At 63.3% G+C, this 11,158-nt stretch carries 9 protein-coding genes; 1 reads left to right on the top strand and 8 read right to left on the bottom strand.

The genetic code is table 11. From position 1 onward, the window contains the following. Positions 1-878 precede the first annotated feature (878 nt). The 3 genes from FJY68_01980 to glmM all read right to left on the bottom strand — a co-directional run bounded on the left by FJY68_01980 (position 879) and on the right by glmM (position 5,186). The gene (locus FJY68_01980; protein ID MBM3330605.1) at positions 879-1,838 is read right to left on the bottom strand and encodes a hypothetical protein; all 960 of its coding nucleotides are present in this window, start codon (positions 1,836-1,838) and stop codon (positions 879-881) included. A 24-nt stretch (positions 1,839-1,862) separates the two neighbouring features. Further along, on the bottom strand, positions 1,863-3,686 hold the full coding sequence (gene glmS / locus FJY68_01975) for a glutamine--fructose-6-phosphate transaminase (isomerizing) (protein ID MBM3330604.1): 1,824 nt from the start codon (positions 3,684-3,686) through the stop codon (positions 1,863-1,865). A gap of 108 nt (positions 3,687-3,794) precedes the next feature. Beyond that, positions 3,795-5,186: a phosphoglucosamine mutase gene (gene glmM, locus FJY68_01970; GenBank protein ID MBM3330603.1), complete on the bottom strand. Its 1,392-nt coding sequence runs from the start codon at positions 5,184-5,186 to the stop codon at positions 3,795-3,797. Between the two features lie 144 nt (positions 5,187-5,330). On the opposite strand from glmM, the gene FJY68_01965 reads away from it, so the two are divergent. After that, positions 5,331-6,551, top strand: coding sequence for an ISNCY family transposase (locus FJY68_01965; protein MBM3330602.1), 1,221 nt, complete (start codon positions 5,331-5,333; stop codon positions 6,549-6,551). On the opposite strand, the gene FJY68_01960 is transcribed toward FJY68_01965, so the two are convergent. The 5 genes from FJY68_01960 to FJY68_01940 all read right to left on the bottom strand — a co-directional run bounded on the left by FJY68_01960 (position 6,548) and on the right by FJY68_01940 (position 11,148). Then, a complete protein-coding gene (locus FJY68_01960) occupies positions 6,548-6,937 on the bottom strand; it encodes a VOC family protein (protein ID MBM3330601.1) in 390 nt (129 codons plus the stop codon). The genes FJY68_01965 and FJY68_01960 overlap by 4 nt on opposite strands. 4 nt (positions 6,938-6,941) lie before the next feature. Next, positions 6,942-8,570: a hypothetical protein gene (locus FJY68_01955; GenBank protein MBM3330600.1), complete on the bottom strand. Its 1,629-nt coding sequence runs from the start codon at positions 8,568-8,570 to the stop codon at positions 6,942-6,944. Next, on the bottom strand, positions 8,571-9,539 hold the full coding sequence (locus FJY68_01950; protein MBM3330599.1) for a hypothetical protein: 969 nt from the start codon (positions 9,537-9,539) through the stop codon (positions 8,571-8,573). It lies immediately after the preceding gene. A gap of 99 nt (positions 9,540-9,638) precedes the next feature. Then, positions 9,639-10,091 (bottom strand): DUF2721 domain-containing protein, encoded by a 453-nt coding sequence (locus FJY68_01945; GenBank protein MBM3330598.1) that lies wholly within the window; start codon positions 10,089-10,091, stop codon positions 9,639-9,641. Between the two features lie 22 nt (positions 10,092-10,113). Further along, a complete protein-coding gene (locus tag FJY68_01940; GenBank protein MBM3330597.1) occupies positions 10,114-11,148 on the bottom strand; it encodes a shikimate dehydrogenase in 1,035 nt (344 codons plus the stop codon). Positions 11,149-11,158 lie beyond the last annotated feature (10 nt).

Here is an 11,158-nt window from a genome sequence, read left to right as displayed (position 1 = left end):
TGGCGGGTGTGGTTCTGCGATCTTGTGGTGGGTGGGTTAGAGTCGAAGAACGGCAGAATCAGGCGTTGCCCGGCGGCAGAAAACCCGCCGCCCGGCGACAAGGACTGTAACCCATGTCCTGACAATAAAGTGTAACCCATGTCCCGTCCGCGCCTTTGGGAGAGTGTGGCCCCAGCGCAGGGGTGAATCTCGGCTCGAACAGCCTAACTGCACGCTATGCCGTCACTTGTACCGTCTTCCTGCTTCGCCATCCATTCTACAACGTTGTAGAATTCGGCCGGACTGAGTTGCACGGGCATGGGAATGGGAATCCGTCTATATGTAGTGGTCGGCGTGCCGCCGACCTCGATTCTGCCGGGGAGTGGACGGCCCACGGGCCGCCCGGGGGGTAGCAGCGGCGGACCCGGGAAGTCAAAGATCAAAAGCTAGAAGTCAGAAGCCAACGCGGCGAACATCGAGCCGAGCAACGAACCGAGCGACAATTGGAGCGACGACCGGAGCAGCTTCGCGAGCGACCCGTGGTGCAGCGACTCAAGCAACTTCTGATGCAGCTTGCGATGCAGCTCACGACCCAGCTACTGACGAACCGGCCGACGCGACGCACAACGCAGCTCACGATACATCTGCCGGTGCTTCGATCCCTGCTTCGCCGCGTGCTTCGCGCAACGATTCGCGAGGCCGCATGAACCGCCAACCGAAGTGAGAAGCCGGAAGCTACGTGCGAGACGTGGGCGGCGAGGGCAGCCGGACTCCCGCGACCAGTAGTGAGATTCCAGGAACGGGAAGAAGGCAGGGCGCAAGGAGCGCAATTCAGAATGCAGATATCAAAAGTCAAAATGCAGAATGGCAACCCCTGACCATGGCGGTTTGCGAAAGCGCTAGTAGTGTTGTTCGAGGAAGAGGAAGAAGGCGGAGTCGAGCGCGGTGTAGCCGGCGTCGTTGGGGTGCGAGTCGCTGGAGTTCGTCGCGTAGGCCGGGTTCAGGTTGCCCGCGCTGTTGGCCAGCACCGCATACATATCGAAGACCTCAAGCGTTCCAGGATGCTGCGCGGCCAGGGTGAGCAGCTTCTGGTTGTACTGGCGATGGTTCCAGACCAGCCATTGGTCGGTGGCGCTCGCGACCTGCGGGAGGGCGTTGCCGGCTATCATCTTGAGCCCGCGCCGCGTGGCCGCGGCGTAGGCGGAATCGACGTAGCCGACGTTGCGGTCGAGGTTCTCCTGCGCGCTCGCAGAGTCTCCCCCGACGAAGTCCACGAAGCAGAGTTTGAAGAAGAGTACGGGGTGCTCGCAGAGCGTCAGGCTGTCGATGACTGCCCGGGCGCTCGCGACGATGTCCGGTGGAGATTGGACCTCGTAGTACTCGAGCGTGAACCGATCCTGCGCGTACGGACTTCCGCCCCAGTGGCTGAACCAGCCGGCCATGACCGAACGGCCGAGCATGTAGACCGTGGCAGGCAGCGCGGTGTCCACACCGGTGCTGAACTGGAACGGGCCGGCGGGCTCGAGCCGGTTGTCGGCAACATCCCCCGCGGTCGTATCCACGGCGAATGCGTACGAAGTCTGGACGGCGAGCAGGTCGTCCGGCTTCCAGTACACCAGCGAATCGCTGACCCACTCGAACGACCCGCCGGTCGCGGGCACGATGCTGAACGCGCTCTCGACCGATGCCGTTTCCATGGCCTCGGAGAACGCCAACCGTATCTGCGCGTTGGTCGGGACTCCGGTCGCGCCGCTCGCAGGATGGGTGGCGACGATTCTCGGCCGCGTGCTATCCGGCTGCCTGCAGGCAAACGCGGCAAGCAGCATTGCGGCAGGGACCAAGCGTCTGGCGTTGAGCATCTGGTGCGCTGCGCTAGGCGTCTGCTATTCGACCGTCACGCTCTTGGCGAGATTGCGCGGCTTATCCACGTCGCAGCCGCGCATCACTGCCGCGTGGTAGGCAAAGAGCTGGAGAGGAATCGCCGCGAGCAGCGGCGTCAGGTACTCGGGCGCGGCCGGGATCGGGAAGACGATGTCAGCCTGCTCTTCCAGCTGCTTGTCGCCCTCAGTACCGACGGCGATGATCAGACCTTTGCGCGCCTTGGACTCGGCCAGGTTCGATACCATCTTCTCGTACACCGAGTCGCGCGGCGCGATACCGATGACCGGCACGTTTTCGGCAATCAGGGCAATCGGCCCGTGCTTCATCTCACCGGCCGGCAGCCCGGTCGCATGGACGTAGGCGACTTCCTTGAGCTTGAGCGCTCCTTCGAGCGCCGAGGGGTAGTTGATGCCGCGACCGAGGAAGATGAAGTCGTGGGCGCGCGCGAGGCGGGCTGCGGTCGCCTTAACTTTGGCGTCGAGGGCCAGAGCCTTCCGCATCTGTTCCGGCAGCTCGCGGCAGTGGCGCACGATCTCGTCGAACCTGTCGTCCGGCATCGCCTTGCGCACCCGGGCGAAGTAGAGCGCCAGCGACAGCAGGGTGAACAACTGGGCAGTGTACGCCTTGGTGGAGGCGACGCCGATTTCCGGCCCGGCGTGGATGTAGACCGACGAGTCGGCTTCGCGGTCGATCGAGGAACGTTTCGTGTTGAGCACCGCCAGGGACTGGATGTCACGAGCGCAGGCTTCGCGCAGGGCAGCCAGGGTGTCAGCGGTTTCCCCTGACTGGCTGATGGGTACCATGAGAGTATCGCCATCGTAGATGAACTCCGAGGTACGAAGCTCGGAGCTGATTTCGACCGAGACCGGGATGCGGCAGAACTTCTCGAAGTAGTACCTGCCTACCAGCCCCGCGTGGTAGGAGGTGCCGCAAGCCTGGATGACGACTCGCGCCACCTTTTCGACTTCATCCGGATAGAGGAGGAACTCCGGGTCGAGCATGACGCGCCGGTCAACGAAACGATGCTTGACGCCCTCACTGATGATCGCCGGCTGCTCGTAGATCTCCTTGCGCATGAAGTGCGGATAGCGGCCCTTGGTGACCGGCTTGGCCTTGAGGTCGATGGCGGCGAACGGACGCTCGACGCTCCGCCCCTCAAGGTCGGTTAGTTGCAGCGTGTAGCGCGTCACCACCGCGACGTCTCCATCCTGCAGCGAGAGCATCCGCCGGGCGATGCCGACCAGCGCCTGAGAGTCGGAGGCGACTATGTACTCCGACTCACCGTGGCCGATGACCAGCGGGCTCCCGACCTTCATCGCTATCAGCCGGTCGGGTTCATCAGCCGAGACAACAGCGATCGCGTATGACCCAACGAGTTCTGCGGCCGCCTGGCGCACGGCGGCGACGAGGTCTTTCTTGTGGTGCGATTCGATGAGGTGGACGATGGTCTCGGTGTCGGTCTCAGACACGAACCTGTGTCCCTGGGCGACCAGCCGCTGGCGCAGCTCCCGGTAGTTCTCGATGATACCGTTATGCACCAGCGCCATTCGGCCGTAGCAGCCGGTGAACGGGTGGGCATTCTCATCCGTGACCTTGCCGTGGGTGGCCCAGCGTGTGTGGCCGACCCCGAGGTTCCCGGTCACCGGGTTTGCGGCCAGCAGCTCCTTCAGCTTCTGCAGCCGGCCCGCGGTCTTCCTGATGGTCAGGCCACCGTCGACGGCCGCGATACCGCACGAGTCGTAGCCACGGTACTCCAGCCTCTCCAGCCCGACCATGATGACGTTGGCCAGGTTGCGCGGCCCGATGTAGCCGACGATGCCGCACATATCAGAGGATCACGGATAGTGCAGAAGTCAGAAACCAGAAATCAGAATTCAGAATCTCCGGCAATTCTGCACTCTGGATTCTGGACTCTGAACTCCGGATTGTCCGGCTCACTTCTTCTCCGGCTCTTTGCCGTTGGTGCTCAGGGCCTGCCGAACTTTGTCGACGACTGCCTTGACCTGCGTATCCGTCTTCGCTTCGGCTATGATCCGCACGATCGGCTCGGTATTCGACGGCCGGGCGTGCACCCAGGAATCTTCGAGACTGAACTTCAGCCCGTCCTGCCGGTCGATTGTCGCCCCCTCGAACGCTTTGGCCAGCTTCTCGCTCCGCTCGGCAAACTGCTCGCGAGTCAGACTCAATGAGGTCTTCACCATCTGGTACTTGGGCAGTGACGCGCCAATGGTGGAGAGCGGTTCGCGCCCCTGGCTGGCAAGCCCGATTACCGTCGCCGCAGCCACGAGCCCATCGCGGGTGAAGTTCAGGTCGGGCAGAATCACTCCCCCGTTGCCTTCGCCCCCCAGCACCGCCTGGACCTTCTCCATCCGATCCGCCACGTTCGCCTCTCCCACCGACGCCCGCTCGACCACGACGCCCAGTTCGGCACAGACATCGTCAACTGCCCGGGTCGTCGAGAGATTGACCACGACCGGCCCCTTGCGCCGCGGCAACACGTACCTGCACGCAAGGCAGATCGTCGCCTCTTCGCCGAGCGCCGTACCGGTCTCGTCAACACAACTGAACCGGTCTCCGTCCGGATCGAAGGCAATCCCGAGATCCAGCCTCCGCTCGCGCACGAGATTGCAGAGGTCGCCGAGGTTCTGCGCCTCGGGCTCCGGCTTGCGCGGGAACGTGGTTCCCTGCTTCATCGGTTCGATACTGCAGTAGAGTCTGACCGGCTCGGCGCCGAGCGCCTCGACCAGCTGGCAGGCGGCGACCGATGCCGCGCCGTTGACCGCGTCCACTCCGACCTTCATCTTCCGCTCGATCAGCGCGGGCCGGATGCTGCGGAAGAGCTCGTTCGACAGTATCGAGTTGATATGGGCATAGATGGCGTTCGGGTTCTTCTTCACCGGGCGCAGGGCGTCCCAGTCCGCGTACTTCGCGCCTTTTCCCTTGACCAGTTTTCGGAATGCCGCGACCTCGTCCGGGGAGAGGAACTGGCCTTCGCGGCTGACGAATTTCATGCCGTTCCACTGCTCGGGGTTGTGGCTGGCGGTGAGCATGATCGCGCCGGCGACCGTGCCGCGCCGGGTTACATAGACGACGGTCGGCGTCGGGCAGACGTCGAGGTCCATCACCTCGCAGCCGACGGATACCAGCCCGGCGGTCGCGGCCGTTTGCATCATCTCGCCCGAAGCCCGGCAGTCACGGCCGAGCGCGACCGTGCCGTGGCCGACAAATGTGCCGAATGCGGCAGCGTAGCGGGCTACTGTCTCGGGAACAAGGCTGTCACCGATGATCCCCCGGAGCCCGGAGATACCGAAAATGGGCGGCTGCATCTCGCGGCGTATTATACCGCCGCGCCGCGCCCGGTCAATCAGGAAGGAACAGTGTGTGGAACTGCAGCGATAATGTCATAGGGTTATGCTGCAGCGAAAATGTCATATTGACGGTAGCGGGCGGGATGACGTTATGCTAGTTGCATGTCGGAATGCACGTTCTTCACGGAGCCGGAAGTGAGACGGCTCACCGTCATCCACCAGACGTTCGCCGGACTCTCGGCGCGATCCGCAGCTCCGATGCTGAAGCTGAGCGCACGCCAGGTTTTCCGGCTCAAGGCCAAGGTCCGGACCACGGGCGATATGGGCATCCGCCATGGCAACTGTGGCCGCCAGCCGCATAACGCCAAACCACAAGCCCTGCGCCAACAGGTGCTGGACCTCTTTCAGACCGAGTTCTCCAAGTACAACGCCTGCCACTTCGCCGAGGCCCTCGCCGAAGAGAAAAGCATCAAGCTCAGTCCCGACAGCATCCGCCGCTGGCTCCGAGCCGCCGGTGTCCCGCCCAAGCATCGCCATCGCTCTCAGGGCAACCACCGGCGCAGAAGAGAGCGCCGAGCCCGCTTCGGTGAGCTCGTCTTCATCGACGGCAGCCCGCATCCTTGGTTTGGCATCAATCAACCGCCGTCCACTCTCATCCTCGCCACCGACGACGCCACCGGCATGCCCCTCCATGGCCGATTCGACCGCGAAGAAACGCTGGCCGGCTGCTTTAACGTCTTCTACCACGTCGGCTTGCGCTATGGCATTCCCGCCGCGCTCTACCTCGACCACGCCGGCCAGTTCACTACCACCCGCCACGGCGGCACCCATCTCTTCCAGCGTGACGATAAACCTACCCACTTCGAGATCGCCATGCACAGCCTGGCCGTAGAACTCATCTTCGCCAACAGCCCGCAGGCCCGGGGAAGGGGCGAGCGGATCAACGGCTCGTTACAAGACCGGCTGGTCGCAGAACTCGACCATCACCAAATCACCGACCCCGAAAAAGCCACCGACTACCTCAATCGGGTATTCATCCCCAAGTACGCCAAACGCTTCGGAGTCAAACCACGAGATCCCAAACAGGCCTTCCGATCGATTCCCGAGGGACTAGACCTGCGCACCGTCCTCTGCGCCAAGTCCACCCGCGAGGTCCAAAACGACAACACCATCAGCTACCACGGATGCAGCTACCAGCTCAAGCCCAATACTCGCAGTTTCCCTATCGCCGGATCCCAAGTCAACGTGCAGGAGTGGTTTGACGGCTCGATCCACGTCCGGCATGAAAGAGCCGGGACCATTCCCGTAACCCATACCATTGACCGGCCTCGGCCACAGCGTCCGCCGAAGAGAACTCCCTATGACGTTTTCGCTGCGGTTTAGGTATGACGGAATCGCTGCAGTTTGACATCAGGAAGGAACAGTGAACTCACCGGGTGGAGGAACTGCTGGAACTCGACCGAGCGCCCCTCCGGGTCCTGTCCGTAGAAATGGTAGATACGGTACTCCGGGTTCTCCTTCGGCGGGCCGAGCGCGACGTCGGCCAGGCGTCCGTGCATCGCGTCGACCTCTGCCCGCGTCTCGTAGAAGAAGGTGAAGACGCCCTGCGTGTCCGCCACCCCCTGCCGGTTGAAGCCGAGCAGCAGGTTGCCGTGGCGCAGGATGGCGATACCCGGCTGCTCGAGCCACGTCGTCATCCCTATCCGCTCACGATAGAACGCGACCACGCGCTCGAACTCCCGGGTGCGGAGGAAGACGATTCCTGACACGTGACTAGTCCAGCAGCACCACTTCGACTGCGGCATGCTGCCCAGCCGCGCGGCAGAAGTAGACGCCGCCGGGTAGCATCCTGCCACTCCCGTCGCAGCCGTCCCAGATCAGCGGCGAGGAACCGCCCGGCCGAATAGCCCGCAGCGTGCGGACACAGCGACCGGCGGCATCGAAGATGCTCAGCGCGGCCGGAGCGGCATCCGGGTCTGGTGCAAGCTGAAAGCGGACGTGCCGGCGCGCGGGATTCGGGCTTGCTTCGATCCCGGTGCCGGCGGCAGTCAGACCGGCGTCGCTGACACCGGGAGGCGGTTTGACTTCGACCGAGTCCTGCATGCGGTCGTTGGCGTATAGGGTATCGGTGCCTAGTCGGGTCGAGCAAGTGACGGCGTAGAAGCCCGGCGGATAGCTCACTGTCCAGCTCGGGAAGAGCACGGCCTGCTTCGTGCCCGCGGCGTGGTTCACGCTGATAGCGGTGTCGTAGTCAGGACCGATGGTCATCCGTACGCTGTAGCTTTCACTGCGGTTGCCGTAGTTGTACAGGGTGCAGGCAGGCGCGACGACCGTGCCGGAATCGACCGCTGCCGGCGGCGAGGCGATACTCGATACACCCACGTCGTGGCGGGGTGTGGTGTCGTTCCTGACCTGCAACAGCATGCTGTCAGCCCTGGAGTTGCCGTATTCGTCCCGGGCGACTGCTTTGACCCAGTAGTCTCCGTCGGGCGAGAGGGTGGTGTTCCAGCCGGCGAGCGAGTCGGAAGGCTCGACGAGCGAGTCGCCATCGGTGTTCGTGAAGATGTAGAAGTACTGTCGGGCGGTCGAGTCGTAGTTGCAGCGGGTGGGACAGGTGGCATCCTGTTTGTACACGACCCGCGACTGCGTGGCCGAGTACCCGTCGATCGAATCCGACATCTCAAACGCCCGCGTCGGCGGGACGATGTAGGTGCCTCCCGTGTCGCGGATTGAGTAGTCAATGCGGTAGATGCAGACCCGCCAAAGCCGGTGGTTGATGCGGTCGTCAATCCGGCAGATGAGGTCAACCGTGCCGTAGACGCTATCCCTGCCCTGGTAGCTGCTCGAGTTGTCTCGGCAGACGGCAAAGCGCTGCCCGGAATAGGCGTTGCTGAACCATGGCACCACCGTATCGTTGTCGGGCGACAGGTCGAGCAGCGGATTGTGGTAGAACGCACCGTAGTCAGACCAGGTTATGCCGGAGTTGTGGTTTGCCGAGAAGTGGTTGTGGTGGAAATCGGCCACCGGCCAGGTCGAGATGAACCCAAGCGTGTCGCCGACCGCGACCGTGTCGCCGTTCTGGACCTGGATCGTCGTGTCGTCGATATGGTAGTACATGTACCCGGAGCAGAACGAAGCGCCGGCCGAATCGGCGACGGTCACACCGTTGTAGAGCGGGCTGCCGCCGAGCCAGACCTGCTTCACATACCCGGGCTTGATGGCGACGACGGGAGCCTGGGCTGCGACCATGATATCCTGCCCGTTGTGCATGTAGGCCGAACCGTAGTTCTGGTAGTTGCCCCAGGCGTTGCCGATGGGATGAACCGAATTCTGCGGCAGGTGCGGCCAGGGGAGCGCGAAACCGGTAGTGAGCAGCGCGGTGAAGACCAACAGGCTCTTCATCTATTCCTCCTGATAGCGGTACTCTCGGACCACGTCGGCAGTCTTGACAGTGAGCGTTCGGCCGAGCCCGAATCGAACGCCTGGCATGGCGCTGCTCCAGCGGCTGTAGGTGAGTTCCTGCTGCCAGACCGGAGCGCCGGCCGGGTCGAGCAGAACCACCTGCCCGATCCGGTGTCGGTTGGGAGTGCCCTTGCCACCGTCAAGGTCAAGGCCGGCAGCCGTGAGCTCGTTACCAACGTCGAGCGAGATGAACTGCAGCCTCGGGTCCTCAGGCTGGAACTGGAACTCGAGAGCCGCGTCCCGGACTCGGTACAGGTACAGCGTGCGCCGCTCGCAGTATCCGAAACGCTCACCGTCCGGGGAGAATACCATCCCGCGGACGAAGGGTACGGCGACAGGAACCTCGGCGACCGGCGCGCCGTCCTTCAGGAGCCGGATTGCCTCGTCGGTCGCCAGCGCCAGCTGCCGGCCGTCCGCGGAAACTGCGAAGCGGTTGCCGCGACCGGCATTGTAGAGTTCCCTGCCTTCGGAAGTGAAGACCCGCAGTCCCTGCTTGCCGTCGAGCACGCAGTAGACGTTGCCGCTCGCTGAGAAACCATGTCGGTCCCAGAACCCGACCTCGGCGGTGCCGCGCTCTTTGCCTTCCGCGTCGTAGAAGTGCAGCCTCGCCCCTCCCGACACGGGCCCGTCGAAGTCGACCCCGACTACCAGCCCGTTGTCCGAGATGTCGAGGACCGTGTGCCCGCTACCGCTCCTTCCGTATACCGTCTTGCCGGCGGCATCGAGTAGTTCGAACCGATCGAACGGGACAAATTCGGTGTTGCCGGCGGAGTACTCCACCTTGGCTGCGTAGCTGCCGGACGGCGAGCGAAACTGCCAGGCACCGGTACCCATCGGCCGCTCGCTGACCAGTGTCGGCGCCAACGCCAGGACCAGCATGGGCGCCAGCGAAAGGACTAGTGTCCGCATCATTCCTCCTCTGTCCGCTCGGCCGGTAGGATCGCGGCCGCCGGCGGATGATGAATCAGTGTAGACCTAACCGGATGCAAGTCAACCCCCGTCGCCGGACTAGTCGTGCAGCCGGAGCTCCTTGATTTCCTCCATGATTGCCTGATGGGAGAGGCGTATCTCGAGGTAGGCGAGGATGCCGGCCCAGACGACCGATGCCAGCCCGAGGACGAAAAGCACGAGCATCAGCACCTCAAAGAACTGGGCGGCATGCGAAAGGCCGACGCAAAGAGAGGTAAGGGCAAAGACGGCCACGGCAAAGTAGAGCAGCCCGCAGGCGTTGCGCAGGAGCACGGCGCGGCGGAGCAGGATGTCAATCTGATTGCGGATGGATAGGCGCCGGACCATATCAACATCCGCAGGCAGTTCTCGATCCTCCGAGTTCAGCCCGCGAATCCGGTCAACGATGCGCGCAAGCTTGTTGGAGACCGACAGCAGCAGCAACCCGCACGCCGAGATCATCACTGCCGGCGTGACCATCGACTGAACGAGACTCAACAGGCCGGTCTGCATCAGGCACCTTCCCCTGTCGTCATCACCCCTCCTCTTCAATCTCCACGGCGCTTTCACCGAGCCAGACCTCAAACCCGTGCTTCCGGCCGATTTGCCCTATCTCCTCGACCTTGGCCGGACTGATGTTGTCACCCAGGGAGAAGTTCTCCAGTCTGCCTTCGAGCGCCAGCGCCATGGTCTCGGCCATGCAGGCATATACTACGCCTCGGGAAAGCCCGATGTCGACGCTGAACTCCGGCTTGCCTGGCAGCTTCACCCTTCCTCCGTCAACCACGGTCACGTCGTCGCGGGAATGCCGGGCTTTGGAGATGTTCTTGGGCACCGATACGTCGGCAACTATGCTCCCCGGCCGCAGTTCCTCTGCTGTGAACAACGCGTCTGGAGCGCTGGTCGTTGTGATGATAAGGTCGGCAGCCGCGACGGCCTTGTGAGCATCCATCTCCACGATCACCTCGGCGGCACAGGACCTAGCGACATCGCCTCGTAGCCTCTCCAGCCTGTCCTGATGCCGGGCGTTGATGATGACCTTCTTGACCGAGGGTGCCAGCACCTTGGTGCAGAGCGAACCGATGGAGCCGCTCGCGCCGATAACCGCGAGCGTCGAACTGCCCGGGGCAACGCCACGCTGCTTGGCCAGACGACGAATCGCCTCGACGGCCGACCAGGCAGTCATCGCGCTTCCGCTCGTCACCGCGATTCTCATCCGGGAGGCAACCGTATGCCCTTTGTCGCCGACGATTGACGTGTATCCGCCGAGGCCCAGGATTCCGGCGCCAAGCCTCTCGGCAATCCTGCCGGCACCGACAATGCGGTCTATGACGAACTCCGTCTCCAGTTCGAGCATCTGCTTCGGCAGCAGCGGGCAGACGACGAAGAAACCCTGGACCTCGTTTCCGAGAACGGAAATGACCTTGCGCACGCGTGAAATGAGGCACGGCTTCTGAAGACTGATGAGGGACACGACGAGACCATCAGGGACGAGGCATAGCGCGGGCACGGCCTTGCGTATGTGCCTGAGCGTCGGCGGGTGTACCGCAAAACCGAAGGACACGGGCACGGATGACTTC

The sequence above is a fragment of the candidate division WOR-3 bacterium genome (genome assembly GCA_016867815.1).
Classification (GTDB): domain Bacteria; phylum Hydrothermota; class Tepidihabitantia; order Tepidihabitantales; family Tepidihabitantaceae; genus UBA2258.
The sequence above is the reverse complement of the archived record's forward strand: the minus strand, read 5'-3'. Positions and strand labels throughout refer to the sequence as shown.

Coding starts and splice junctions, on each gene's coding strand:
- FJY68_01980 (MBM3330605.1), bottom strand. CDS start 1,838: ATGCTCAACGCCAGACGCTTGGTCCCTGCCGCAATGCTGCTTGCCGCG.
- glmS (MBM3330604.1), bottom strand. CDS start 3,686: ATGTGCGGCATCGTCGGCTACATCGGGCCGCGCAACCTGGCCAACGTC.
- glmM (MBM3330603.1), bottom strand. CDS start 5,186: ATGCAGCCGCCCATTTTCGGTATCTCCGGGCTCCGGGGGATCATCGGT.
- FJY68_01965 (MBM3330602.1), top strand. CDS start 5,331: ATGTCGGAATGCACGTTCTTCACGGAGCCGGAAGTGAGACGGCTCACC.
- FJY68_01955 (MBM3330600.1), bottom strand. CDS start 8,570: ATGAAGAGCCTGTTGGTCTTCACCGCGCTGCTCACTACCGGTTTCGCG.
- FJY68_01950 (MBM3330599.1), bottom strand. CDS start 9,539: ATGCGGACACTAGTCCTTTCGCTGGCGCCCATGCTGGTCCTGGCGTTG.
- FJY68_01945 (MBM3330598.1), bottom strand. CDS start 10,091: ATGCAGACCGGCCTGTTGAGTCTCGTTCAGTCGATGGTCACGCCGGCA.